At 68.4% G+C, this 24,287-nt stretch carries 22 protein-coding genes and 2 tRNA genes; 18 read left to right on the top strand and 6 right to left on the bottom strand.

The features are described 5' to 3' along the window. The first annotated feature begins 2 nt into the window (after positions 1-2). Entirely contained in the window at positions 3-1,301 is a 1,299-nt protein-coding gene (locus KHO22_RS07515; RefSeq protein WP_211946470.1) for an amidohydrolase family protein, read from the top strand. A gap of 93 nt (positions 1,302-1,394) precedes the next feature. Next, a tRNA-Leu gene (locus tag KHO22_RS07510) sits at positions 1,395-1,481 on the top strand. Between the two features lie 143 nt (positions 1,482-1,624). Here the strand turns inward: KHO22_RS07510 and KHO22_RS07505 are convergent. Continuing rightward, a complete protein-coding gene (locus KHO22_RS07505) occupies positions 1,625-3,427 on the bottom strand; it encodes a GGDEF domain-containing protein (protein ID WP_211946469.1) in 1,803 nt (600 codons plus the stop codon). A 382-nt stretch (positions 3,428-3,809) separates the two neighbouring features. Between KHO22_RS07505 and KHO22_RS07500 the strand changes: the two genes are divergently transcribed. From KHO22_RS07500 to KHO22_RS07485, 4 genes are all read left to right on the top strand, one after another. After that, complete coding sequence (locus KHO22_RS07500; protein ID WP_338031324.1) at positions 3,810-4,547, top strand: hydrolase; 738 nt, start codon at positions 3,810-3,812, stop codon at positions 4,545-4,547. 72 nt (positions 4,548-4,619) lie between these two features. Continuing rightward, positions 4,620-4,696 (top strand) — tRNA-Arg (locus KHO22_RS07495). 201 nt (positions 4,697-4,897) lie between these two features. Continuing rightward, positions 4,898-5,470: a GNAT family N-acetyltransferase gene (locus KHO22_RS07490; RefSeq protein WP_211946467.1), complete on the top strand. Its 573-nt coding sequence runs from the start codon at positions 4,898-4,900 to the stop codon at positions 5,468-5,470. A 42-nt stretch (positions 5,471-5,512) separates the two neighbouring features. Beyond that, the gene (locus KHO22_RS07485) at positions 5,513-5,767 is read left to right on the top strand and encodes an RNA-binding protein (protein WP_211946466.1); all 255 of its coding nucleotides are present in this window, start codon (positions 5,513-5,515) and stop codon (positions 5,765-5,767) included. A gap of 44 nt (positions 5,768-5,811) precedes the next feature. On the opposite strand, the gene fghA is transcribed toward KHO22_RS07485, so the two are convergent. Together fghA and KHO22_RS07475 are read right to left on the bottom strand one after the other, a co-directional pair. Next, complete coding sequence (fghA, locus tag KHO22_RS07480) at positions 5,812-6,654, bottom strand: S-formylglutathione hydrolase (RefSeq protein ID WP_211946573.1); 843 nt, start codon at positions 6,652-6,654, stop codon at positions 5,812-5,814. Positions 6,655-6,670: 16 nt separating this feature from the next. Continuing rightward, positions 6,671-7,777: an S-(hydroxymethyl)glutathione dehydrogenase/class III alcohol dehydrogenase gene (locus tag KHO22_RS07475; protein WP_211946465.1), complete on the bottom strand. Its 1,107-nt coding sequence runs from the start codon at positions 7,775-7,777 to the stop codon at positions 6,671-6,673. Between the two features lie 279 nt (positions 7,778-8,056). Here KHO22_RS07475 and KHO22_RS07470 point away from each other — a divergent pair, with 279 nt between their 5' ends. Continuing rightward, complete coding sequence (locus KHO22_RS07470) at positions 8,057-9,739, top strand: methyl-accepting chemotaxis protein (RefSeq protein ID WP_211946464.1); 1,683 nt, start codon at positions 8,057-8,059, stop codon at positions 9,737-9,739. 10 nt (positions 9,740-9,749) lie between these two features. Here the strand turns inward: KHO22_RS07470 and KHO22_RS07465 are convergent, their stop codons facing one another. Both KHO22_RS07465 and KHO22_RS07460 read right to left on the bottom strand, forming a co-directional pair. Beyond that, positions 9,750-11,123, bottom strand: coding sequence for an NTP/NDP exchange transporter (locus KHO22_RS07465; protein WP_211946463.1), 1,374 nt, complete (start codon positions 11,121-11,123; stop codon positions 9,750-9,752). 3 nt (positions 11,124-11,126) lie between these two features. Beyond that, on the bottom strand, positions 11,127-12,050 hold the full coding sequence (locus tag KHO22_RS07460; RefSeq protein ID WP_211946462.1) for an aldo/keto reductase: 924 nt from the start codon (positions 12,048-12,050) through the stop codon (positions 11,127-11,129). Between the two features lie 284 nt (positions 12,051-12,334). Between KHO22_RS07460 and pobA the strand changes: the two genes are divergently transcribed. The 11 genes from pobA to KHO22_RS07405 all read left to right on the top strand — a co-directional run bounded on the left by pobA (position 12,335) and on the right by KHO22_RS07405 (position 22,982). Continuing rightward, entirely contained in the window at positions 12,335-13,522 is a 1,188-nt protein-coding gene (gene pobA, locus KHO22_RS07455; RefSeq protein WP_211946461.1) for a 4-hydroxybenzoate 3-monooxygenase, read from the top strand. Positions 13,523-13,579: 57 nt separating this feature from the next. Beyond that, complete coding sequence (locus KHO22_RS07450; RefSeq protein ID WP_211946460.1) at positions 13,580-14,443, top strand: branched-chain amino acid ABC transporter permease; 864 nt, start codon at positions 13,580-13,582, stop codon at positions 14,441-14,443. Positions 14,444-14,451: 8 nt separating this feature from the next. Further along, a complete protein-coding gene (locus KHO22_RS07445) occupies positions 14,452-15,498 on the top strand; it encodes a branched-chain amino acid ABC transporter permease (RefSeq protein WP_460483868.1) in 1,047 nt (348 codons plus the stop codon). Continuing rightward, positions 15,495-16,247: an ABC transporter ATP-binding protein gene (locus KHO22_RS07440; protein ID WP_211946458.1), complete on the top strand. Its 753-nt coding sequence runs from the start codon at positions 15,495-15,497 to the stop codon at positions 16,245-16,247. The genes KHO22_RS07445 and KHO22_RS07440 overlap by 4 nt, the downstream gene beginning before the upstream one ends. Further along, a complete protein-coding gene (locus KHO22_RS07435) occupies positions 16,240-16,941 on the top strand; it encodes an ABC transporter ATP-binding protein (protein WP_211946457.1) in 702 nt (233 codons plus the stop codon). The genes KHO22_RS07440 and KHO22_RS07435 overlap by 8 nt, the downstream gene beginning before the upstream one ends. 168 nt (positions 16,942-17,109) lie before the next feature. Further along, positions 17,110-17,739, top strand: a complete 630-nt coding sequence (locus KHO22_RS07430) for a CDP-alcohol phosphatidyltransferase family protein (protein WP_211946456.1) — start codon at positions 17,110-17,112, stop codon at positions 17,737-17,739. A gap of 18 nt (positions 17,740-17,757) precedes the next feature. Then, positions 17,758-19,533, top strand: a complete 1,776-nt coding sequence (locus KHO22_RS07425) for a bifunctional alpha/beta hydrolase/class I SAM-dependent methyltransferase (RefSeq protein WP_211946455.1) — start codon at positions 17,758-17,760, stop codon at positions 19,531-19,533. Further along, the gene (locus KHO22_RS07420; RefSeq protein WP_211946454.1) at positions 19,533-20,936 is read left to right on the top strand and encodes a phosphatase PAP2/dual specificity phosphatase family protein; all 1,404 of its coding nucleotides are present in this window, start codon (positions 19,533-19,535) and stop codon (positions 20,934-20,936) included. The genes KHO22_RS07425 and KHO22_RS07420 overlap by 1 nt, the downstream gene beginning before the upstream one ends. Continuing rightward, positions 20,926-21,378: a hypothetical protein gene (locus KHO22_RS07415; RefSeq protein WP_211946453.1), complete on the top strand. Its 453-nt coding sequence runs from the start codon at positions 20,926-20,928 to the stop codon at positions 21,376-21,378. Before KHO22_RS07420 ends, KHO22_RS07415 begins: the two co-directional genes overlap by 11 nt. Positions 21,379-21,385: 7 nt before the next feature. Beyond that, positions 21,386-22,021, top strand: a complete 636-nt coding sequence (locus KHO22_RS07410) for a lysophospholipid acyltransferase family protein (RefSeq protein WP_211946452.1) — start codon at positions 21,386-21,388, stop codon at positions 22,019-22,021. A 4-nt stretch (positions 22,022-22,025) separates the two neighbouring features. Further along, positions 22,026-22,982: a phosphatidate cytidylyltransferase gene (locus tag KHO22_RS07405; RefSeq protein WP_211946451.1), complete on the top strand. Its 957-nt coding sequence runs from the start codon at positions 22,026-22,028 to the stop codon at positions 22,980-22,982. A 55-nt stretch (positions 22,983-23,037) separates the two neighbouring features. Here the strand turns inward: KHO22_RS07405 and KHO22_RS07400 are convergent, their stop codons facing one another. Continuing rightward, the gene (locus KHO22_RS07400) at positions 23,038-24,213 is read right to left on the bottom strand and encodes an ABC transporter substrate-binding protein (protein WP_211946450.1); all 1,176 of its coding nucleotides are present in this window, start codon (positions 24,211-24,213) and stop codon (positions 23,038-23,040) included. Between the last annotated feature and the right edge of the window lie 74 nt (positions 24,214-24,287).

Below are 24,287 nucleotides of genomic sequence, written 5' to 3'. Positions count from 1 at the left end.
CCATGCTGGAACTGATCCTGCGCCACTGCACGCTGCCTGACGGGCGCAGTGGCATCGATATCGGCGTCGACAATGACCGCATTGTCGCCGTGGAAGCCGCGCTTGCCGCGCAGGCGGCCACCGAGATCGACGCCGCGGGGCAACTGGTGACCCCGCCGTTCGTCGATGCGCATTTCCACATGGATTCCACGCTGTCCTACGGGCTGCCGCGCGTGAACCAGTCCGGCACGCTGCTCGAAGGCATTGCGCTGTGGGGCGAACTCAAGCCGCTGCTGACGCAGGAGGCGCTGGTCGAGCGCGCGCTGGCGTACTGCGACTGGGCCGTGGCCAGGGGGCTGCTGGCCATCCGCTCGCACGTGGATGTGTGCGATCCGCGCCTGCTTGCGGTGGAGGCGCTGTTGCACGTGCGCGAGCGCGTGCGTCCCTACCTTGATCTCCAGCTCGTGGCGTTCCCGCAGGACGGCGTGCTGCGTGCGCCGGGCGCGCTCGACAACCTGCGCCGTGCGCTCGATATGGGCGTGGAGGTGGTCGGCGGCATTCCGCATTTCGAGCGCACCATGGCGGACGGCGCGGCGTCGGTGCGCCTGCTGTGCGAGCTGGCCGCCGAGCGGGGCCTGCGCGTCGACATGCACTGCGACGAGAGCGATGACCCGATGTCGCGCCATATCGAAACCCTGGCCAGCGAGACCGTGCGGCTGGGCCTGCACGGACGTGTCGCCGGCTCGCATCTGACGTCGATGCATTCGATGGACAACTACTACGTGTCCAAGCTTCTGCCGCTGATGCGCGAGGCGGGCGTGGCCGCGATCGCCAACCCGCTGATCAACATCACCTTGCAGGGCCGCCACGATACCTACCCGAAGCGGCGTGGCATGACGCGCGTGCCCGAATTGCTTGCGGCAGGCGTTCCGGTCGCCTTCGGCCATGATTGCGTGATGGACCCCTGGTACAGCCTGGGCAGCGCCGACATGCTGGAGGTCGCCCACATGGGCCTGCACGTGGGCCAGATGACCGGGCAGGAGGCCATGCGCAGTTGCTTTGCTGCCGTGACATCCACGCCGGCGCAGATTCTCGGCCTCGATGGCTACGGCCTTGCGCCGGGCTGTCGCGCGGACCTAGTCCTGCTGCAGGCGCGCGATCCCGTCGAGGCCATTCGCCTGCGCGCCACGCGCCTGCTGGTGGTGCGCGGCGGCAAGACCGTGGCGAGCACGCCGCCGGCCACGGCCGCGCTGCATCTGCCGGGACGCCCGGCGCAGGTGGACTTCATCGCCAGGCGTGGAGACGCTGCACGGGACAGCTGACATGCAGATTTTTCACGGAGGAGTGTTGACAAGGTCTGTGTGGCCCAGCATAATTGCGTTCTTCGCATCGCAGCAGCAATGCAGCGAAACGAAGCCCAGATGGCGGAATTGGTAGACGCACTAGGTTCAGGTCCTAGCGGTGGCAACACTGTGGAGGTTCGAGTCCTCTTCTGGGCACCAAATTCAGAAAAGGCCCGCAGCAATGCGGGCCTTTTTCCGTTTACGGTCGGGGTGTGGTCGGGGTGTGGTCGAGATGTGGCCGGGATATGGATCGAGGCAACGGCTGAAGCGGTACACCGCGCCAGGCAGCGCGGTGTACCGGCTCAATCGTCGACAGCCTCGGCGGGTTCATCGGCGCGCCGCACGCAATTGCGGCCATCGGTCTTGGCGCGGTACAGCGCGGCATCGGCCGCGGCAAACAGCCGCGGCCAATGGATGACGCCGCTGCGGCCGGTCGCCACGCCAAAGCTGGCGGTCACGGGCAGTCGTGTGCCGTCGGCCAGGCGGATGGGTTCAGCGCAGATCGCCGTGCGCAATGCCTGGGCCATCGACGCCGCTTCGTCGGTGCCGGCGCCAGGTACGAGCACTGCGAACTCCTCGCCGCCAAAGCGGGCCAGCGCGAATGCGGGATTCAGGAAGTCGCGCATCAGGTCAGCCAGCGCGCGCAGCACCTCGTCGCCGGCGGGGTGGCCATGGCGGTCGTTGATCTGCTTGAATCGATCCACGTCCATCAGGATCAGGCTGACCGTTGCCGGTCCGGCCGGATCGGCGGGCTGCGCGGCAATATGCTCCAGCGCGCGCCGGTTCAGCAGTCCCGTCAGGCTGTCGGTACGGGCCTGGTGTTCGAGTTGCTCGGTGAGCGATGCGCGCTCGCGCAGCTTGCGTCGCAGGATGTCCAGCGCATCGAACAGGCGCCGCATCTCGCGGCCGGTTGCTGGCGTGGCAAGGCCGGGGCGGCCGCGCCCCTCGGCCAGCGCGATGACCGCATCGCGCGCATGCAGCAACGGCAGGAATACCGAGCGCTGCGCGAACACCAGCAGGTAGCCGAGCACCAGGAGGATCAGCGCGGTCGCGCCGCCGGCGATGGCGAGCAGGCGCAGCGCGCGCGTGCGGTCGGCCTCGAAATGCGCGATCACCTCATCCAGGAACGCGCTGCGCAGGCGCTCCAGCGGCTCCAGTGTCGGCACATAGCGATTGGTGAATTCCGTCGGGGTCATCGAGTAGTGGCCGGACAGGCGGCCTTGCGCCACCATGCTGTCGACCATGGACAAGCCGTGGCCAAAGAACTCGTGGCTCGCGTCGGCGTGGGCCTGCTCGAGCCGCGGGGCTTCGCCATACATGTTGTAGGCCGGGCCGGCCAGTTCCCACAGTTCCAGCAGCCGTCCGCGCGAGCGTGAGGTATCGGCAAGGCTGCGGATCGGGATCGGCTGGTGCGCGGCAATGGGCGCCATGATCTGGGAAGCCGCGCGTCCGCCGTACTCGCGCAGGTCGCCGAACATCTTGCCGGCGAGCGCGGGCGCCGCCAGGCCCGGGTGGCATGCCGACAACTGCCTGACCTGCCAGCCAACCAGGGGCTGCAGCGCATCGACGGCCTCGAACATGCCCTCGATGGCATGCTGGAGTTCATCCATCTGCCGGTCTTCCCGCTGCCGGGCTGCCAGGGCATCGACCTCCGCGCGGGCGCGGCGCAAACGATCGCGCACGCGCTCCACCATCAGCGGCGGCAAACGGTGCTGGTGCAGGCCGGCTGGCGCGGGCGGTGGCATCAGCAGCCGCGTGAGGGCGGCGTCGCTGCGCGCGCGGAATTCGCGCAGCCTGTCGCGCGCCGCACTTTTCTCCGCGGGCGCTTCTCCGAGCACACTGTTGGCGGGGCCGCGTTCGGCCGACAGCACATTGGCCGCGTCCAGCAGGACACGGTATTCCGAGATGTCATGCAGGTTCTGGCGCGCCGCGGCGAAATCGCCATACGAGCGCGCCATCAGCAAGGCAGCCAGGCCAACCGTACACAGCGCGGCCACGGTTGTCGCAGCCGACAGCTTGCGCTTCAGGCTCTGGCTTCGGCCTGCCGCCAGCGAATGGCTGGCGCCGGTATTGCCGGCCGGGCGAAGTCTTCGCCAGAACGCCATGGTTGTCTCCTCCCGCGCCTGTTCGGCCAGGAAGGCAGGCATAGGTAATCGTTGAATTCCGACATTATTGACGAAAACCGCTAGGGCATCGGGCAAAGCCGACGCCATTGCTCCACTAAACGTGACGTCACCCCGGCTGTCCGGAACACTGGCTCAGCGGCTGCGCGGCAGCGGACATTCGTCGCTTCCCCGACGGCGGGCATATGACCTATCCTCAAACAAATCGGGCAAGCTTTGATAACGTCCGAAGGTGGTTGCCATGACCGAGGTCTTGTCATCATCAGCAGAGAGGGAGGCAGGGGCGTACCCTGCGTGGCACGACTGTGCCGCGACACAGCACGGGGCGCGTCACCATCCGCTGCAATGCTGCTGCGTGCTGGCCATGCTGGTTTGTTCCGTGGCCAGGGCCGACGATGGTGCCCCGGGCACCGATTCCATTCTCGGCTGGCAGCATGTGCAAGCGAGCGACCTTGGCGGGATGGCTGCCGGTGCGGCAACCGCCGGCCGCGGTTCTGGCTCCTCCGCCGAACACAACGGGCCGCCACCCGGTTACTCGCCGCGCATCGAGGTAACGACCGGAGCGGGGCCGGATGACGACGCGCCTGGCCTCGCGGCCATCGACAGCGATACCGAACGCATGCGCTACGGCCCGCGGCGGATCCTGGTGCATGTCGACGATATCACCACCGCCAGCGGATTCGTGGACAGCCGCGTGCGCACCATGGCGCTGGCACTCGACGCCGTCGTGCCGCATGCCGGTGGCCTGACCATCCAGCCTCGCGTGCAACTGGCCTATCAGCCGGGCAATGCCGCCACGGGGACGCAGGCGCCCGACATGCTGGGCGATTCGAGCGCCACGGGTTTCGGCGTGCGCGTGTACGGTGCCCAGCCAACCCGGCTCGCGGGCGTCTACCCGTTCGTCGAGGCCGACTGGTGGCAGGACAGCCGCAAGCAGACCATCAACGTCAGCGGCACGAAGATCGATACAGACCTGCTGCGCGGTCTGTTCTCGTTCAATATCGGCGCGCACGGCAATACCGCATCGGGCATGAAGCTCTGGTTCAAGGTCAAGGCGGGGCGGAATGCCGGAGGCACCGTCGGCGCGCGCTATCGCTGGTAGCCGCTGTTCGAAAGTTTTTCTCGGAAGGGGCTTGCACAAAATCCAAACTGGGTTACAATCTATGTCTCGCGTGCGGCTGTAGCTCAGTTGGATAGAGTACTTGGCTACGAACCAAGGGGTCGTGGGTTCGAATCCTGCCAGCCGCGCCACCTATGCAGAACGAAAAGGGCTTCCGGAAACGGAAGCCCTTTTTCATTCCTGCGCTCGAAATGCGTCCGCTGCGCTCAAAGCGCGATCGTGCGCGGCCGCAGCGCTGCGCCCTGCATGGGGCGCCATTTGGCACTACAGTGAATGAGCTTCGGCGATTCAGCCCGGGTTCCCATTCAGCCAGTGACGCAGACCTTGCCCAGATGCCCGCACCGACTCCATTGCCCTTCACGCCAACCCGCATGACGTTGCGGGATGGGCGCCATCTCCTGCTGCGTGAAATCTGCGAGCAGGACCGCGCCGGATTGCTCGCCGCGTTTTCGCGGTTGTCGGACGACGCCCGCTACACGCGCTTTATGGCACCCATGCGGGAACTGCCTGAGGCCATGGTGGAGCACGCCACGCACCCGGAGCCGGACCATGAATGCGCATTCGTCGCCTGGAGCGAGGCAGAGGGCAAGGAAAGCGGTGGCCGGCTGGTCGGCGGCGCGCGTTTCGTGGCCGCGCCGGGCAGCGAGGTCTGCGAGTTCGCCATCACGCTCGATGACGACTGGCATGGCGCGGGCCTTGCGCGCATCCTGATGTCGTCGCTGATCGACACGGCGCGCGCGCGTGGCTACCTGCGCATGGAGGGCTTCGTGCTGGCCATGAACACGCCCATGCGGCGCCTGGCACGTCGCCTTGGCTTTTCCGACGTCAGGTGCCCCGATGATGCGACCCTGCGCATCGTCACGTTGCAGCTGGACAAGCAGGCCGATGCCGCAGGCGGCGAATGAAGTGGAGGGTGACGAGGCCGTAGAAAACGAAGGGAGGCCGCCATGTCTGTACTGTTGCTCGGCAATATCGAGCCCGGCACGACCGAAGACGAGATCCGCGCATTCCTGGTGAAGTATGGACTTCCGGTATTCGATGCCCTGGAGCATGTGCCCGGCGATGGCAGCAATCCCGCGGTCATGCTGACGTTCCGCGCACTGGACCCGGCCACCCTGCGCAGGCTGCTGACACGCATCCACGGCATGTTCTGGAAGCGCCGGCGCCTGAGCGCGCTGGTCATGGCGGAGCGCTACATCTGAACGATGCGCGGCGCCGGCCGCGCATCGTTGTCATCGCTGCATCGTCAGAGCTGCGCGGCGTGATGGCGGATGTGGTCCGCGATAAAGGTGCTGATGAAGTAGTAGCCGTGGTCGTAGCCGGTATGCCGGCGCAGCGCCAGCGGCTGGCCAGCGGCCGCGCAGGCGGCCTCGAACGCTTCGGGATGGAGCTGGTTCGTCAGGAACTGGTCCGCCAGGCCCTGGTCCACGAGGATGCCGGCCGGAAAGGGCGCCGCCTTCTGCGCCGCCATCAGCGCGCTGGCATCATGTTCGGCCCAGCGGCCGCGGTCCGTGCCGAGATAGCCGGTGAAGGCCTTCTCTCCCCACGGGCACCGCGTCGGCGCGGCGATGGGCGCGAACGCCGACACCGAGCGGAAGCGCTGCGGATGCCGCTGCGCCAGCACCAGCGCGCCGTGCCCGCCCATCGAGTGACCGAAGATGCCGACGCGGTCGGGATCGACCGGCAATTCGCGGCTGACAAGGTCGAACAGTTCCTGCGTGACGTAGCTCTCCATGCGCCAGTGCTGGTTCCATGGTGCCTCGGTCGCATCGACATAGAAGCCCGCGCCGACACCGAAGTCCCACGCATCCGCCTCGCCCGGTATCCCGGCGCCGCGCGGGCTGGTATCCGGCGCGACCAGGACCAGGCCGTGCTCGGCGGCGAAGCGCTGCGCGCCGGCCTTGATCATGAAGGTTTCTTCGGTGCAGGTCAGTCCCGCCAGGTAGAACAGCGCCGGCAGCCTGGCGCCAGCCTGTGCCTGCGGCGGCAGGTACACCGAGAAACGCATCGGCAGGCCAATGGCGGCCGAAGCGTGCCGGTAGAAGCGCTGCACGCCGCCATGGCAGCCGTGCTCGGACAGCAGTTCCAGGGTCACGGCGCGCTCCTCAGTACAGCACGACCGAGCGGATCGACTCGCCGCGCTTCATCAGGTCGAAGCCTTCGTTGATGCGCTCCAGCGGCAGCGTGTGCGTGATCAGGTCGTCGATGTTGAGCTTGCCGTCCATATACCAGTCGACGATCTTGGGCACGTCGGTGCGCCCGCGCGCGCCGCCGAAGGCCGAGCCCTTCCATTCGCGCCCGGTCACGAGCTGGAACGGGCGCGTGGAGATCTCCGCGCCGGCCTCGGCCACGCCGATGATGATCGACTTGCCCCAGCCCTTGTGGCAGCACTCCAGCGCCTGGCGCATGATCTGCGTATTGCCGATGCACTCGAACGAGTAGTCCGCGCCGCCGTCGGTGAGCTGGACGATGTGGTCGACGACATCGCCCACTTCCTTCGGATTGACGAAATGCGTCATGCCGAACTTGCGTGCCATGGCTTCGCGCGCGGGGTTGATGTCCACGCCGATGATCTTGTCGGCGCCCACCATCTTCGCGCCCTGGATCACGTTCAGGCCGATGCCGCCGAGGCCGAACACCACCACATTCGCGCCAGCCTCCACCTTGGCCGTGAAGATGACGGCGCCCACGCCGGTGGTCACGCCGCAGCCGATGTAGCAGACCTTGTCGAACGGCGCGTCGGGGCGGATCTTTGCCAGTGCGATCTCCGGTACCACGATGTGGTTCGCGAACGTCGACGTGCCCATGTAGTGGAAGATCGGCTTGCCGTCGATCGAGAAGCGCGAGGTGCCGTCCGGCATCAGGCCCTTGCCTTGCGTGGAACGGATGGCCTGGCACAGATTGGTCTTGCGCGACAGGCAGAACTTGCACTGGCGGCACTCCGGCGTGTAGAGCGGGATCACGTGGTCGCCAGGCTTCAGCGAGGTCACGCCCGGGCCGACGTCGGTGACGATGCCCGCGCCCTCGTGGCCGAGGATCGCCGGGAAGATGCCTTCCGGGTCGGCGCCGGACAGGGTGTAGTAGTCGGTGTGGCAGATGCCGGTGGCCTTGATTTCCACCAGCACTTCACCGGCGCGGGGGCCTTCCAGGTCCACGTCTTCGATGGTCAGCGGGGCGCCGGCTTTCCAGGCGATGGCGGCTTTGGTCTTCATGGAATCCTCCGGGGGAATGGGGGGAACAGATAGGGGGAGCAGATCGGCCCGCACGGGCCAGAGGCATGACTATACGACCTTACCGGGAGACATAGGCATCACTTCCTTGAGGCGCGTGGCCGCTGATCGGCCGCGTTGCATCGCATCCCCCACGAAAGTGGGGGTGAGCAACTGCCGGTTCCTTCCGTTGCTTGCAGGCTGGAGGCATTGGCGTTCGGGTTTTGTCCCGTCCCCCAATGACCCACCCGACCCACCCGTCGCCCCTACATCGTAAATGGAATGAAGACTCTGACTCTCAATCAACGGCTCTGGATTCCCTTTGGCCTGATCTGGATCGCCATGCTCGGCATCTGCACCTACGAGGCGTTCGTCACACGCGCGGAGATGTTCGCCGGCCGCCAACGCGAGATCCAGAGCGTTGCCGAGGCCTCGGTCAGCCTGGTCGCCGCCATCGAGAAAGACGCCGCAAGACAGGGCATGTCCCTTGAAGAGGCGCAGAAGCTGGCCAGGGAGCGCCTGCGCCCGCTGCGCTTCGGCAAGGACGGCTATGTCTCGATCACGGACTTCTCAGGCCGCTCGCTGATGCACCCGTTCAAGCCCGAGAACGAAGGCAAGAACCTGAGCGGGATGAAGGACCCGAACGGCGTGGCGATCTACGTGGAGATCGCGAAGATCGCCAGCGGCCAGGGCGCGGGCTTCCTGAACTACATGTGGCCGAAGCCGGGCGCGAGCGAGCCGCTGCCCAAGGTCAGCTACATCAAGGCCTTCAAGCCGTGGGAGTGGACCATCACCACGGGCGCCTATGTCGATGACATCGAGGCAGCCTTCCGGCAGGCGCTGCTCCATTCCATCCTGACGCTGGTGTGCCTGGGCGGTGCGGCGACCTTGCTGGCCGCGTGGCTGCTGCGCGGCGTGCGCCGCGACCTCGGTGGCGAGCCCGCCTATGCCGCATCGATTGCCAGCAGCATCGCGGACGGCGATTTCACGCGCAGGATCGATCTGCGCCAGGACGACACCTCCAGCCTGCTCTATGCCATGCAGCGCATGCAAGGCAAGCTGGCCGGCACGGTGAGCGGCATCCGCGCCTCGGTCGATTCGGTGGCCACGGCCACCGCGCAGATCGCCGCGGGCAATTCGGACCTGTCCTCGCGTACCGAGCAACAGGCGGCCTCGCTGCAGGAGACGGCCGCCAGCATGGAAGAGCTGACGACCACCGTGCAGCACAACGCCGACAGCGCGCGCCAGGCGAGCGGGCTGGCCGACAATGCGTCGGAGATCGCCAATCGCGGCGGCGAGGTGATGGAGCAGGTCATCGCCACCATGACGCAGATCGCCGACAGCTCCGGCCAGATTGCCGACATCATCGGCGTGATCGAGGGCATCGCGTTCCAGACCAACATCCTGGCGCTCAATGCAGCGGTGGAGGCGGCGCGCGCGGGCGAACAGGGGCGCGGCTTTGCCGTGGTGGCGGGCGAGGTGCGCAGCCTCGCGCAGCGCTCGGCTGGCGCCGCCAAGGAAATCCGCACGCTGATCGGCACGTCGGTCGAGCGCGTGCGCAGCGGTTCGGACCTGGTGACGCGCGCGGGTGCGACCATGACGGAGATCACGCAGTCGATCCGCCGCGTGACGGACATCATGGGCGAGATTGCGGCCGCGTCGGTGGAGCAGCGCACGGGTATCGAGCAGGTCAACCAGTCGGTCGCGCAGATGGACCAGGTGACCCAGCAGAACGCCGCGCTGGTCGAGGAAGCCACGGCCGCGGCCCATTCGCTGGAAGAACAGGCGGCCGCCCTGCGCCAGGCCGTCGCGGCATTCCGGATTGCGCATCAGGACGGTGGCAATGCCGGCGCGCTGCGCAGGCCGGTCCCGGCGCAGCGTCAGCCGGTCCGGCAGCAGGCGCAGCCGGTGCGCGCTGCGCGCGCCGCCAGTGCCGATGGCGGCGACGACTGGGCAAAGTTCTGAACGCCGCGCGCTAACGCGGCTGCGCGGCCGATGACGACGTGGCGCTCCGCGTCGAGCCGGCCGGGGCGGGGCCCGCCTGCAGGAGCTGGAGTTCATGCCGGCGCCCCAGCCACCACCCCAGGAAGGCCCACCCCAGGGCCAGCGCGGCCCCGGTCAGCGCCACCGCGGCGGCATGGCCGGAAATCGCGTCGACCGCCGTCTTGACCCACGCGCTCACGGCATCGCCGGCGCGGTACACCGCGGTATCGATGACGTTCTTGGCCTTGTACTTGGTCTCCGGGTCCACCACGGTGAACAGCATCTCCCGGCCCGGGCGCAGCAGCGCGTATTCGCCGACGCGGCGCAGGATCATCACGCTCGCCAGCACGCTGAAGGTCGGGAACATCGCCAGCAGCAGGAATCCGGCGACCACGGCGAGCGGCACCATCGTCAGCAGCGCGGCAACGCCGTAGCGCCGCGCCACGCGACCCGAAAAGAACAGCTGGACGATGATCGTCAGCGCCTGCACGACGGCGTCGAGCGCGCTGAATACCTGCGTCTGCCGCGCACGCTGCGGAAATGCCTCCGCCACCAGGCGCGCCTGCTCGAAGTACAGGAAGGTGCTTGCCGTGGCCAGCAGGATGACGAACAGGCTGATGCCCAGCAAGTAGCGCGACCGCATCACCAGCGACAGGCCGGCCCAGAGTCCGCCGCCGACAGGATGCGCCGGATCTGCGGCCACGGCGTCGCCAGGTTTCGCCACGCCCGCGCCGGCGCGGCCGCGCCAGCCGAACAGCCAGCCCACGCCGGGCAGCGTGGCGGCCAGCAGCGCCGCCGACAGCAGCATCAGGCCGGTCAGGCCGATATGCACCACCAGCCAGCCGCCCATCACCGGGCCGGCCAGGCCGCCCGCGCTGGCGCCGGCAGCCAGCAGCGCGAACAATCGCCGGGCCTGCTCGGGCCGGAACACATCGGCCATCAGGCTCCATGCCACGGACACCACGAACAGGTTGAAGACCGACAGCCAGACATAGAACACGCGTGCCAGCCAGACGTTGTCCGGCACCGCCCGCGTGGCCAGGGCAAAGCCGACCAGGTTGGCAATGAAGAATCCATAGACCCATGGCACGAAGCGCCGGCGCGGCAGCCACGCGCAGCACGCGCCATAGAGGGGAATGGCGGCCAGCATGACGACGAAGGTGGCCGTGAACAGCCATTGCAGGTTCTTCACGCCGCCGGCAATGCCCATGGTCTCGCGCACCGGGCGCAGCATGAAATAGCTGGCGAACAGGCAGAAAAAGAACAGGAAGCCGGCGACGACGGCGCCCGTTTCGCCGGGATGGATGCCAAGGCCATGGCGCAGCCGGGCAAGCGGCCCGCCGGCCGGGGGCAGGTGGTGGTCCATGGACTACGCGAGCAATGCCGCGATGCGCTCGCGCTGCCCGGCATCCGGCATGCGTCCGAGCGCGGCGCCCAGGTTGTCCGCCATGTTCTTCGGCTTGGAGGTGGCGGGAATGGCCGCGGTGACGGCCGGATGGCTGACCACGAACTTGAGGAAGAGCTGCCCCCACGAGTTGCAGTCGACCTCCCCGGCCCAGGGCGGCAGCGGCCTGTCCTTGACCGCGCGGAACATGCGGCCGTCCTGGAACGGCCGGTTGATCAGCACCGCCACGCCGCGCGCCTGGCACAGCGGCAGCAGCGTGCGCTCGGCGCCGCGCTCCGCGAGCGAATAGTTGATCTGCACGAAGTCGACGCGCTCGCTGCGCACGATCTGCGCCAACGCCTCCTGGGCGTCCTCGCGATAGTGCGTGATGCCGAGGTAGCGGATCTTGCCCTGTTCCTTGAGCTGCCGCAGCCAGTGCAGGTTTTCGCGCCAGTCGATCAGGTTGTGGACCTGCAGCAGGTCCACCTTGTCGGTATGCAGGTCGGCCAGCGAACGTGCCCACTGCGCCTGGGCCGGTGCTCCGGCGGGCGCCGACACCTTGGTGGCCAGGAAGGCCTTGCCGCGCGCGCCGGCGCTGCGCAGCAGGTCGCCCGTCACGGCTTCGGCGCTGCCATAGCTGGGCGCTGTGTCGATGACCGAGCCCTGGTTCCGCAGCAACAGGCCCATGACCTCGGCCAGCGGCGCGCGCTCATCCGCACCGGTGCCGACGTTGAAAGTGTCGGCTGTGCCCATGCCGACCACGGGCAGCGCCTCGGTGGTGCCGGGGATGGTCCGCCGCATCGGTGCCGCTACCGTGGATGCCGCGGCGGTGCCGGCGGCGGCCGCAAGGCCGGGCACTGCGGCCAGTCCGGCGGTAAGCGCAAGAAACGAGCGGCGGTCGATCGACATGGACGGATTTCCAGGCGGAAGGGACTCACTGACCTTAATCCTACGGGATTGCCTTGTAAAGCATCCGGCCTCCCGCAAGCAGCCCACCCCGGGTGGGGCCGGATTGCAAAAAATACGCACAGCCGGAACAATCCGCCCGATAAAGTGCGGCGGCCGCACTGGCCGCGGCGGCCCCAGCGTGGCCAGGCGTGTTCGGGTCTGGCCCTTACCCGCGTGGTCGGGTCTGGACCTTACCCGCGTGGTCGGTCCGGACCTTACCCAGAACTGGACTGGAGACAGGCAACATGCGTACCCGGGTCGCAATCATCGGCGCGGGCCCGGCCGGGCTGCTGCTGGGTCATCTGCTGCAGCGGGCCGGGATCGACTCCGTCATCCTCGAAGACTGCACCCAGGCGCATGTCGAGGCGCGCATCCGCGCCGGAGTACTCGAGCAAGGTACGGTCGACCTGCTGGAGCAGGCCGGCGTCGCCGCGCGGCTGCGCCAGCAGGGCATGGTGCACCACGGCATCGAACTGCGCTTCGACGGGCAGCGCCACCATATCGACCTGAGCGGCCTGACCGGCGGTCGCGCCATCACGGTGTACGGGCAGCATGAGGTCGTGCGCGACCTGATCGCGGCCCGGCAGGCATGCGGCGCGCCGCTGCTGTTCGAAGTCTCGCGGGTGGCCCTGCACGGGCTGGACAGCCAGTCGCCGTCCGTGTCGTTCGACCATGGCGGACAGCGGCAGGTGCTGGCGTGCGATTTCATCGCCGGCTGCGACGGCTCGCATGGCGTGTCGCGCCAGGCGGTTCGGCCCGGCGCGCTGCAGGTCTTCGAGCGGACCTATCCGTTCGCCTGGCTGGGCATCCTGGCCAGGGCCGCTCCCGCGGCGCATGAGCTGGTCTATGCCGGCCATGCGCGCGGCTTTGCCTTGTTCTCGATGCGCTCGCCCGAGATCACGCGCCTCTACCTGCAATGCCGGCCCGACGAAGACCTGGCCGGCTGGTCCGACCGGCGCATCTGGGACGAACTGCACGCCCGGCTGGAGACCGGCGACGGCTGGCGCCTGAACGAAGGTCCGGTGCTGCAGAAGGGCATCACGCCGATGCGCAGCCTGGTGACCGAACCCATGCAGCATGGCCGCCTGTTCCTGGCCGGCGATGCCGCGCATATCGTGCCGCCGACCGGCGCGAAGGGCATGAACCTGGCGGTGGCCGACGTGCGCAACCTGGCCCATGCGCTCGCCATGCACTACCAGCACGGGCGCGACGATCTGCTCGCCGGGTATTCGTCAGCCTGCCTCGCGCGCGTCTGGCGTGCCGAGCATTTCTCATGGTGGATGACCTCGTTGCTGCATCGCTTCGACGACCACACGCCCTTCATGGCGCGGCTGCAGCATGCCGAACTGGCCTATGTATGCGCGTCGCAGGCGGCGTCGCGCATGCTCGCGGAGAACTATGTCGGCCTGCCCTTCGCGCCGCTGCCCGCGTAAACATGGGGCAGTGCTTTCCTTCAACGCTGGCTTCCCGAAGCGGGGGTACCGACCACGATGACAAGTCTTCTGGGCGTGCTGTTTGACGGCCTAGCCTACGGCAGCCTGCTGTTCCTGATCAGCGTCGGCCTGTCGGTGACCATGGGGCTGATGAATTTCATCAACCTTGCGCACGGCGCCTTTGCCATGCTGGGCGGCTATGTCGCCGTGGTGCTGATGAACCGTGCAGGCGTGCCGTTCCTGCTGGCGCTGCCGGCTGCCTTCATGGGCGCGGCGGCGGCGGGCTGGGTGCTGGAGCGCACGCTGTATCGCCGTCTCTACCAGGCCAGCCACCTGGACCAGGTGCTGTTTTCCATCGGCCTGACCTTCATGGCGATGGCCGGCGCGAGCTACCTGTTCGGCCCGGGCCAGCAACCCGTGGAACTGCCCGAGGCGCTGCGCGGCCAGGTGCGCGTGGCCGGACTGGAACTGGGCGCGTACCGGCTGTTCCTGATCGGCGTGGTGGTGGCGATTACCGTGGCGCTTGGCTGGCTGGTGGCGCGCACGCGTTTCGGCGCGCAGGTGCGGGCGGCCGTCGATAACCAGCAGGCCGCGCGCGGCCTCGGCATCAACGTGGGGCGCGTGTTCAGCCTGACGTTCGCGCTGGGCTCCGGCCTGGCGGGGCTGGGCGGCGGGCTTGGCGTGGATGTCCTGGGACTGGACCCGGCGTTCCCGCTCAAGTACATGGTGTATTTCCTGCTCGTGGTCGCCGTGGGCGGCGCGGGGTCGATCCGGGGTTCGCTGCTCGCGGCGCTGGTGCTCGGTGTCGCGGACGTGGCCGGCAAGTACTACGTGCCGGCCGTCGGGGCATTCGTCATCTACGCGATGATGGTGCTGCTGCTGGTCCTGTTTCCCGCCGGACTGTACGGGAGGCGCGCATGAAGACGCTGATGCGTTCGCTGCGCCCGGACCCGGCCTCCCGCGAGGCAGCCGGCGCGCCGGTGCCGGCCCGGCGCAAGTTGCCGGACGGGCGCTGGCACCCGGCCGAGTTCATGTTCTGGCTGCTGCCCGTGGCGGCCTTCTTTGCGTTGCCGGACTACCTGATCCTCGGCAGCCAGATCCTGATTACCGGGCTCTTCGCGTTGTCGCTGGACCTGATCCTCGGCTATGCGGGCATGGTCTCGCTGGGGCACGCGGCATTCTTCGGCCTCGGTGCCTATACGGCGGGTCTGCTGGCGGCGCATGGCTGGGGCGAACCGGTCAGCGGCCTGCTGGCCGCCGCGGCGATCGCGGGCGTGGGCGGCTGGCTCTGCAGCTTCCTGGTGGTGCGCGGCGGTGACCTGACGCGGCTGATGGTGACGCTGGGCATCGGCCTGATGCTGTTCGAGGCGGCCAACAAGGCCGCTTTCGTGACGGGCGGCGTGGACGGCCTTTCGGGCGTGGCGATGGATCGCCTGTTCGGCGTCTTCGAGTTCGACCTGTCCGGCAAGACCGCCTACCTGTACAGCCTGGCGGTGATGTTCGTGCTGTTCCTGCTGCTGCGGCGCCTGACGCAGTCGCCGTTCGGGCTGTCGCTGCGCGGCGTGCGCGAAGGCGTGCGGCGCATGCCGGCGCTCGGCGCGGATGTGCCGCGACGGCTGCGCACGGTGTTCACGCTGTCGGCCGCGATTGCCGGCGTGGCGGGCGCGCTGCTGGCCCAGACGACCCAGTTTGTCGGCATGGACGTGCTGGGTTTTCCGCGCTCGGCCGAGCTGCTGGTCATGCTGGTGCTCGGCGGCGCCGGGCGCCTGTACGGGGCGCTGGCCGGCGCCGCGCTGTTCATGATTGCCCAGGACGTGCTCGCCGGCATCAATCCGGTGTACTGGCAGTTCTGGATCGGCCTCATGCTGGTGGTGATGGTGCTGTTCGCGAAGGGGGGCGTCATGGGCGCGGTCGACACGGCGCGCGCGCGGCTGGCCGCGCGGGCGGGGCGGCAGCCCGAAGGCGGTGCGCAATGACGGGGCTCTTGCGGACCGAAGGCCTGTCGCGCCACTGGGGCGCGTTCGTGGCGAACAGCGACATCTCGCTCAGCTTCGCGCCCGGTGCGCGCCATGCGCTGATCGGCCCGAACGGCGCGGGCAAGACCACGTTCATCAACCTGCTGGCGGGGGCGCTGGCGCCTACGTCCGGGCGCATCTGGCTTGGCGGACAGGACATCACCCGGCTGCCCCAGCATGCGCGCGTGCGCCTGGGCATGACGCGGACCTTCCAGATCAATACCCTGTTCCCGGGGCTGACGGTGCTCGAATCGGTGGTGCTGGCCGTGGCCGAGCGCACCGGGGCGGCGCGCGTGTGGTCGCGCACGGTGGCGTCGCAGCGCGCGCTGGTGGACGAAGCCATGGCGGTGCTCGCCAGCCTGAGGCTGGACGGCGAGGCGGACGTGGAGACGCGTCGCCTGCCGTATGGCAGGCAGCGCTTGCTGGAGATCGCGCTCGCGCTGGCCACGCGGCCGTCGATCCTGCTGCTGGACGAACCCGCAGCGGGCATTCCGTCGGCGGAAAGCGCCGAACTGTTCGAGGTCATTGCCGCGCTGCCGCGCGAGATCACGATCGTGTTTATCGAGCACGACATGGACCTGGTGTTCCGCTTTGCCGAACGCATCACCGTGCTGGTAGGCGGCAAGGTGCTCACTGAAGGCACGCCGGCCGAGATCGCCGCCGATCCGCGCGTGAAGGAGGTTTACCTTGGGGAGTCGGCCCATGCCTGAGCTGCTGCGCGTGGAAGCGCTGAGCGCGGGCTACGGCGACGCCGTGGTCCTCGACGGCATCGACCTGGCCCTGGACGCCGGGGACAGCCTGGCGCTGCTGGGACGCAACGGCGTGGGCAAGACCACGCTGCTCGCCACGCTGATGGGCTTCACGCGCGTGCGCCGCGGCACGCTGCGCTGGCAGGGGCGCGACCTGGCTCGGCTGCCGCCTCACCAGCGCGCCCAAGCCGGCATTGGCTGGGTGCCGCAGGAGCGATGGGTGTTTCCGTCGCTGACGGTGGAAGAGAACCTGAGCGCGGTGTCACGGCCGGGGCACTGGACGCTCGCGCGCATCTACGAACTGTTTCCGCGCCTGCAGGAGCGCCGGCGCAACCTGGGCAACCAGTTGTCGGGCGGCGAACAGCAGATGCTGGCGATTGCGCGCGCGCTGATGCTCAATCCCGCCTTGCTGCTGCTGGACGAACCCATGGAGGGCCTGGCCCCGGTCATCGTGCAGGAGCTGCAGCGCGTGATCGGCAAGCTGATCGGGCAGGGCGGGATGGCGGTGATCGTGGTCGAACAGCACGCGCGGCTGGCGCTGGCCATGACACGGCAAGCCATGGTGCTCGACCGGGGCAGGGTGGCGCATGCGTCGGACAGCACCGGCCTGCTGGCGGACAAGGAACGCCTGGACCGGCTGATGGGCGTCGGGTAGCGGCTTGCGGTGGGAGGATCCGGGCGGCCGGCGCAAATGTATCAAAGACGGTCACGATGGTTTGCGGAAACCCGATCTGCCGCTATGCTCCGCAGTCTGTGCCGGCCAGTTCAGTTCAGCGCCCCGCAAGTCCGTGACGCGGCAGCAGATCCGATCCCGAGACCGAACATGACGCTTTACCAGATCAAACCGAAGTTCCAGGCCTTGCTGCGGCCCACCGTGGAGCGCCTTGCCGAGTCGGGCGCGACGGCCAACCAGGTCACGCTGGCGGCGGCGGCCGGCTCGCTGGTTGTCGGCGCGCTGGCGGGCGGACTGGCCTGGCTGCCCGGCGTGTTCCTGCTGATGCCGCTGTGGCTGTTCGTGCGGATGGCGCTGAACGCGATCGACGGCATGCTCGCGCGCGAACACGGGCAGCAGAGCGTGCTGGGCGCGTACCTGAACGAACTCGGCGACATCGTTTCGGATCTGGCGCTGACCATCCCCTTCGCCTGGGCCATGCCGTCGTCGGGCGGCGAGGTCATGCTGTTTGCCATCCTGGCCGTGGTGGCCGAGTGCGCGGGGCTGATCGGGCCGCTGGCGGGCGCCAGCCGGCGCTATGACGGGCCGCTCGGCAAGAGCGATCGCGCGCTGGTCCTGGGCGCGCTTGGACTCTGGGTGGGCTGCGGGCTGGGCCTCGGGCCGTACGGGCACTGGTTCTGGATACTGCTGTCGCTGTTGTCCGTGGTGACCATCATCAACCGCGTACGCCGCGGCGTGCGGGAGGCTCGCGAGAGCCAGGCCCGCCGGCCGGCTTTCTGACCTGTGGAGACGCACCGCGTGGAACGTACCCCGATCGAATCGCGCTTTGCCACCCATGACGGGCAGGAACTGTTCTACCGGCACTGGCCGTCCGTGGGCGCGGCGCCGCGCGGGGCCGTGCTGCTGTTTCATCGCGGGCATGAGCATTCCGGCCGCGTCGCGCATCTGGTGGATGAACTGAACCTGCCGGACCACGACTTCTTTGCCTGGGACGCGCGTGGCCACGGACGCTCGCCGGGCGAGCGCGGCTACAGCCCGGGGCTTGCCTGTTCGGTGCGCGACATCCAGACCTTCGTCGACCACATCGAGGCGGCACACGGCATTGGCGCGGAACGCATGGCCGTGGTGGCCCAAAGTGTCGGCGCAGTGCTGGCCGCGACCTGGGTGCACGACTACGCGCCACGCATCCGCTGCCTGGTCGCGGCTTCGCCGGCGTTCCGGGTCAAGCTCTATGTGCCGTTCGCGCGGCCGGGCCTGAAGCTGATGCATCGGCTGCGCGGCAAGTTCTTCGTCAACAGCTACGTCAAGGCGAAGTTCCTGACGCACGATCCGCAGCGCGTGGCCAGCTACGACGCCGATCCGCTGATCACGCGGCCGATCGCCGTCAACATGCTGCTCGACCTCTATGACGCCGGCGAGCGCGTGGTGGCCGATGCCGGCGCCATCACCGTACCCACGCAACTGCTGATTTCCGGCGCGGACTGGGTCGTGCATCGCGGTCCGCAGGACGCGTTCTTCGAGCGCCTGGGCTCGCGCGTGAAGGAGCGCATCGTCCTCGACGGCTTCTATCACGATACGCTCGGCGAGCGTGACCGGGCATCCGCCGTGGCCGCGGCGCGGAATTTCATCGTCCGCGAATTCGACATGCCGTCGGCGCCTGTGTCGCTGCTTGAAGCCGACCGCCGCGGGCCCTTCAAGGAAGAGTCCGACCGGCTGGCCGCACCGCTGACGGCGGCAAGCCCCGCCGGAATCTACTGGGGGACCGTGCGCGCCGGCCTGCGCCTGGGCGGCATGCTGTCCGAAGGCGTTCGTCTGGGCCACCAGACCGGCTTCGATTCGGGTTCGACGCTGGACTATGTCTACCGCAACCAGGCGACGGGCCGTTTCGGCATTGGCCGGGTCATGGACCGCAACTACCTGGACGCCATCGGCTGGCGCGGCATCCGGCAGCGCAAGCTGCATGTGGAGGAACTGATCGGCGCGGCCATCCACCGCCTGCAGGCCGCGGGCGCCCCGGTGCGCATCGTCGACATTGCGGCCGGCCACGGCCGCTACGTGCTGGAGGCCCTGACTTCGCAGCGCGGCAGCATCGACGGGAACGCGGTGGAGGGCATCCTGCTGCGCGACTACAGCGACATCAATGTCGAACAGGGACGGAACCTGATCCGCCGCAAGGGGCTCGATCCGATTGCGCGCTTCGAGAAGGGCGACGCATTCGATGCGGAAAGCCTCGCCGCGCTCGACCCGGAACCCACGCTGGCCATCGTCTCCGGCCTGTATGAGCTGTTCGGCGACAACGAATTGGTCGGCCGCTCGCTGCGCGGGCTGGCGCGGGCGGTGCGGCCGGGCGGCTACCTGGTCTATACGGGGCAGCCGTGGCATCCCCAGCTCGAGTTCATCGCGCGGGCGCTGACCAGCCACCGTGCCGGATCGGCGTGGGTGATGCGCCGCCGCTCGCAGGCCGAGATGGACGAGCTTGTCCGCGACGCCGGCTTCGAAAAGCTCGCCCAGCGCATCGACCCGTGGGGCATCTTCACGGTCAGCCTGGCGCGCAGGAAAGGCGAGGGCAGCTGATGCAGGGCGACGGCGCACACTATGGCCCCGCGGCGCTGGAGAGGACTCCGGTGCCCGCGCCGGGCCGGCCCTGGGGCCTGGCTTTGGGGTTGCTCGCCGGCATGGGTGTGCTGTTCTTCTCCAGCTACGGCCTGGCCAACTGGCTGGCCAGCCAGCGCGCGGACGTACCGTATTTCCACTTCGGCTGGGAGCGCGGGATCCCGTTCGTGCCGTGGACCATCGTGCCGTACTGGTCGATCGACCTGCTCTACGGCATCTCGTTCTTCCTCTGGCCGACCCGCGCGGGCCTGCTGACCCACGTGAAGCGGCTGCTGGCGGCCCAGCTCGTCTCGGTCGCATGCTTCATCGCGTTTCCTCTGCGCTTCGCCTTTGCACGTCCCGAAGCGGACGGGTTGCCGGGGCGGCTTTTCACACTGCTCGGCGGGTTTGACAAGCCGTTCAACCAGGCGCCGTCGCTGCATATCAGCCTGCTCGTGATCCTTTGGGTTGCCTATGCCACGCACCTGCGTGGCGGCTGGCGCTGGCTGCTGCACCTGTGGTTCGCGCTGATCGGCGTATCCGTGCTGACGACCTACCAGCACCATTTCATCGACCTCCCGACCGGCTGGCTGGTCGGGTGGCTATGCGTGTTCGCCTTTCCGCCCGTGCCAGCCGGGGCGGCGGCTGGCACTCCCGATGTCGGCCTTGCGCGCCGCTACGGGCTGGCGGCGGGGCTGCTGGTGCTGGCCTCCGCGGCGGCCTTGAGCGTGTCGGTCGTGGCAGGGTTCCTGCTGGCGTGGGCGGCCATCGCGCTGGGCTGCGTGGCCATGATCTACCGCGCCGGCAGGCCGGGGGCATTCCAGAAGCGCGCGGATGGCACCCTGCCGATGTCGGCCTGGTGGGTGCTGTGGCCCTATGTGCTCGGCGCCTTCGCCAACTCGCGCTGGTGGACACGGCGCCAGCCTGCGGTCAGCCGGCTGGCCGATGGCGTCTGGATCGGCCGCCTGCCCGGCGCGGCCGAGCTGCGCGAGTCCGGGGCGGATGCCGTGCTCGACCTCAGCGCGGAACTGCCTCGGCTGGTGACAGGCGTCTCGTATCGCTGCATACCCGTGCTGGACCTGACCGTGCCATCGCAGGCGCAACTGCATGCCGGCGTCGAGACCATCGGGCGCTGGCGGCAGGAAGGGCGTACGGTGCTGGTCAGTTGTGCCCTGGGTTACTCGCGCAGCGCGCTGGTCGCGGCGGCATGGCTGGGCGCGCACGCGCAACTGCGTGATCCGCAGCAGGTGCTGGCCCGGTTGCGGCAAAGCCGTCCCGCGGTGGTGCTGGGCCCGCCGAGCGTGGCGGCCCTGACGCGCTTCCTGCAAGCCGCCGCAGGCGGCCAGCAGGTTCCCGATTCGGAAGGAGCCGCCCATGCTGACTGAAGCCGATTCCCGCCCCGCGCCCGGCACCGAGGCCTGGATCGCGCGTATCACCGCCAGCGCCATGCACGCAGCCGCGCGGCTGAATGGCGCCGGCCTGGTCCTGGCCATGGCCAACCTGATGCTCGCCGGACTGTTCGCGCCGGCTGCGCTGGTCTACCTGATCCTCGGGCTGGTGGCCGCCATCGTCGGCGCGGCGCAGCTCTGGCTGCTGGTCCGTATCGAGCTGGACCGTCGCCTGTTCGAGGCGCTCGCGGTCTCGGCGGACGCCGCCGATCCTGATGCGCTCGACCAGGCGCTGTCCGCCCTGGGCTGGCAGGCGCCCGGGCGTGCGGGCCGCTCGCTGGCGGAGCGCTCGCGTGCGACGCTGCGTTTCCTGAAGCTCGCTGGCGCACTCGCGGCGGCGCAGTTGCTGCTCGCGCTCCTTTTGCTGCTATTGAGATGACTTCGCCATGACCTGGCTTTCACGACTGGTGGCGCGCGCCATCATCCTGTTTGCACAGATGCTGACCGGTATGCAGGCGCGCTGGAACGGCTGCATGCCCGCTGCCGTGCAGCGCGTCTACTTTGCCAACCACAGCAGCCATGGCGATTTCGTGCTGATCTGGGGCTGCCTGCCACCCGATCTGCGGGCGGTGACGCGGCCCGTGGCCGGCGCGGACTACTGGGAAGCCTCGCCGGTGCGGCGCTTTATCGGCCGCGACGTCTTCCGCGCCCTGCTGATCGACCGCACCGGCGGGCGCGACGGCACCGCCCCGGACCCGGTGGCCCGGATGGAGCAGGCGCTGCGCGCCGGCGCCTCGCTGATCCTCTTTCCCGAAGGCACGCGCAACACCACCGACGAACGGCTGTTGCCGTTCAAGAGCGGCGTGTTCCATCTCGCGCGGGCGTGCCCGGACATCGAGTTCGTGCCGGTGTGGATCGACAACCTCAACCGCGTGATGCCGAAGGGCGAGGTCATCCCCGTGCCGCTGCTGTGCACCGTGACCTTTGGCACGCCGCTGCGGCTGCAGCCCGAAGAACCGAAAGAATCCTTCCTGTCCCGCTGCCGGCAGCAACTGCTCGCGCTGGCGCCGGCGCTGGAGTAAAGCCATGTCAAGTATCCAGGCTATCCACGACACCCGCGTGCTGTTTGGCGGGGTGCTGTGCGTGCTGCTGCTGGCCTCGCTGGTGACCGCGCTGCTGCGCTGGCGCGTGGCGGGCGGCGCGCCCCATGCGGTCATCGACAACCTTGCGGCGCGGGTATCGGCATGGTGGTGGATGGTGGCGATCCTCGGCATTGCCTTCGCCATGGGGCGCACGGCGGTCATCGTGCTGTTCTGCCTGCTGTCGTTCTATGCGCTGCGCGAATTCATCACGATTACGGCGACCCGGCGCGGTGACCATCGCGCCATGGTGGCCGCGTTCTTTGTCTTCCTGCCGTGCCAGTACATCCTGGTCTACATTGGCTGGTACGGGCTGTTCTCGATCTTTATCCCGGTGTATGCGTTCCTGATCCTGCCGATCCTGTCGGCGCTGTCTGCGGAGACCACGCGCTTTCTCGAACGCTGCGCGGGCGTGCAGTGGGCGGTGATGATCTGCGTGTTCTGCATCTCGCACGTGCCGGCGCTGCTCACGCTGCCGATTCCCGGCTACGAGGACCGCAACCTGCTGCTGATCGCATTCCTGGTGATCGTGGTGCAGGGCAGCGACGTACTCCAGTATGTATGGGGCAAGCTGCTCGGCAAGCGCAAGATCGCGCCGCTGCTGTCGCCGTCCAAGACGGTCGAAGGCTTTATTGGCGGCGTGGCCAGCGCGACGGCGCTGGGGGCATCGCTATGGTGGATCACGCCGTACGGCTCGCCCTGGAAGGCCGGCGCGATCGCGCTGGTGATCGCCCTGATGGGCTTCCTGGGCGGCCTGGTCATGTCGGCGATCAAGCGCGACCGCGGCATCAAGGACTGGGGCCACATGATCGAGGGCCACGGCGGCATGCTGGACCGCCTGGATTCGGTGGTGTTCGCCGCCCCGGTGTTCTTCCATCTCACGCGCTACTGGTGGGTGCCCTGAGGGTGGGTGCCCTGAGCGGCGCGATCCCGGAACCGGCGCCCGGGGTGGCGGGGTCTTACTTGCCCGAGTCCTTCACGTCGGCAAACTTGTCGAACTCGATGTTGTACAGCTCGCTGCCGCGCTTCTCCACCTTGCGGATGTAGACGGTCTGGACGATATCGCGCGTGGCCGGATCGATCATGATCGGCCCGCGCGGACTCATGATCTTCATGCCCTTGAGCGCGCCGATGATCTGGTCGCCATCGGTCGCGCCATTGGTTTTCTTCAGCGCCTCGTAGATCGCGGCCATGCCGTCATAGGCTGCCACTGCCATGAAATTCGGGCGGCCGGCACCGGGGTTGGCGGCGGAATAGGCGCTCAGGAACACCTTGTTCTCGCGCGAGTCGTGCGCCATCGAGTAGTGGAACGAGGTGATCACGCCCAGCGTCGAGTCGCCCATGGCGGGCAGCACGTGGTCGTCGGTCAGGTCGCCGGTGGCGATCACGCGGATGCCGGCCTCGGCCAGCCCGCGCTCGCGGAAGCCCTTCATGAAGGCCACGCCTTGCTCGCCAGCCGGCAGGAACAGGAATACCGCCTCAGGCCTGGCGTCCTTGATGCGCTGGATGAATGGCGCGAACTCCGGGTTGCGCAGCGGCACGCGGATCGACTCAATGACCTGCCCGCCGCCGCCGATGAAGTTGGTCTTGAACGCGGTCTCGGCATCGATGCCGGGCGCGTAGTCGGCCACCAGCGTGACCACCTTGCGCACATTGTTCTTCACCGCCCAGGTTGCCATGGGCGCGGAGATCTGCGGCAGCGTCATCGACACGCGCGCAATGTAGTTCGACTTGGTGGTGATGACCGACGAGGCCGCGTTGAAGATCACCATCGCCTTCTTCGCCTGTTCGGCGACCGGCGCAACCGCCAGGGCCTCCGGCGTCAGGCCGAAACCGGCCAGGATGTCGACCTTGTCGCGCACCACCAGTTCCTGCGCGAGGCGCTTGGCCACGTCGGGCACCGGGCCCGTGGTGTCCTTCATGATGACCAGCACCTTGCGGCCCGCCACGGTATCGCCATGGAGCGACTGGTAGGCCTTGACGCCGGCCTCCATCTGCTTGCCGTAGTCGGCGAAGCTGCCGGAGAAGGGGGCGATCAGGCCGACCTTGACGGGTTCGGCGGCCTGCGCCGCGGTCGACAGCAGGGCGAGGGCGCCGCAGGCCACGATGGCGCGCTGCAACAGCGTGAAGGTCATGGATTGTCTCCTCGATAGGGCGCGTGCGGCACTCGCGGCCGCATCGAGGAGGGAGTGTAGGAGGGTGCCCGGGC

It is taken from the genome of Cupriavidus yeoncheonensis (assembly GCF_905397275.1).
Classification (GTDB): Bacteria; Pseudomonadota; Gammaproteobacteria; order Burkholderiales; family Burkholderiaceae; genus Cupriavidus; species Cupriavidus yeoncheonensis.
The sequence above is the reverse complement of the archived record's forward strand: the minus strand, read 5'-3'. Positions and strand labels throughout refer to the sequence as shown.

Bases quoted from the DNA above. Each gene is read 5' to 3' on its own strand.
- KHO22_RS07505 (WP_211946469.1), bottom strand. From the start codon at position 3,427: ATGGCGTTCTGGCGAAGACTTCGCCCGGCCGGCAATACCGGCGCCAGC.
- KHO22_RS07475 (WP_211946465.1), bottom strand. From the start codon at position 7,777: ATGAAGACCAAAGCCGCCATCGCCTGGAAAGCCGGCGCCCCGCTGACC.
- KHO22_RS07460 (WP_211946462.1), bottom strand. From the start codon at position 12,050: ATGTCGATCGACCGCCGCTCGTTTCTTGCGCTTACCGCCGGACTGGCC.
- KHO22_RS07490 (WP_211946467.1), top strand. From the start codon at position 4,898: ATGCCCGCACCGACTCCATTGCCCTTCACGCCAACCCGCATGACGTTG.
- KHO22_RS07500 (WP_338031324.1), top strand. From the start codon at position 3,810: ATGCTGGTTTGTTCCGTGGCCAGGGCCGACGATGGTGCCCCGGGCACC.
- KHO22_RS07445 (WP_460483868.1), top strand. From the start codon at position 14,452: ATGCGTTCGCTGCGCCCGGACCCGGCCTCCCGCGAGGCAGCCGGCGCG.
- KHO22_RS07430 (WP_211946456.1), top strand. From the start codon at position 17,110: ATGACGCTTTACCAGATCAAACCGAAGTTCCAGGCCTTGCTGCGGCCC.
- KHO22_RS07420 (WP_211946454.1), top strand. From the start codon at position 19,533: ATGCAGGGCGACGGCGCACACTATGGCCCCGCGGCGCTGGAGAGGACT.
- KHO22_RS07405 (WP_211946451.1), top strand. From the start codon at position 22,026: ATGTCAAGTATCCAGGCTATCCACGACACCCGCGTGCTGTTTGGCGGG.
- KHO22_RS07485 (WP_211946466.1), top strand. From the start codon at position 5,513: ATGTCTGTACTGTTGCTCGGCAATATCGAGCCCGGCACGACCGAAGAC.
- KHO22_RS07415 (WP_211946453.1), top strand. From the start codon at position 20,926: ATGCTGACTGAAGCCGATTCCCGCCCCGCGCCCGGCACCGAGGCCTGG.
- KHO22_RS07470 (WP_211946464.1), top strand. From the start codon at position 8,057: ATGAAGACTCTGACTCTCAATCAACGGCTCTGGATTCCCTTTGGCCTG.
- KHO22_RS07465 (WP_211946463.1), bottom strand. From the start codon at position 11,123: ATGGACCACCACCTGCCCCCGGCCGGCGGGCCGCTTGCCCGGCTGCGC.
- KHO22_RS07435 (WP_211946457.1), top strand. From the start codon at position 16,240: ATGCCTGAGCTGCTGCGCGTGGAAGCGCTGAGCGCGGGCTACGGCGAC.
- KHO22_RS07440 (WP_211946458.1), top strand. From the start codon at position 15,495: ATGACGGGGCTCTTGCGGACCGAAGGCCTGTCGCGCCACTGGGGCGCG.
- KHO22_RS07410 (WP_211946452.1), top strand. From the start codon at position 21,386: ATGACCTGGCTTTCACGACTGGTGGCGCGCGCCATCATCCTGTTTGCA.
- KHO22_RS07515 (WP_211946470.1), top strand. From the start codon at position 3: ATGCTGGAACTGATCCTGCGCCACTGCACGCTGCCTGACGGGCGCAGT.
- pobA (WP_211946461.1), top strand. From the start codon at position 12,335: ATGCGTACCCGGGTCGCAATCATCGGCGCGGGCCCGGCCGGGCTGCTG.
- KHO22_RS07400 (WP_211946450.1), bottom strand. From the start codon at position 24,213: ATGACCTTCACGCTGTTGCAGCGCGCCATCGTGGCCTGCGGCGCCCTC.
- KHO22_RS07450 (WP_211946460.1), top strand. From the start codon at position 13,580: ATGACAAGTCTTCTGGGCGTGCTGTTTGACGGCCTAGCCTACGGCAGC.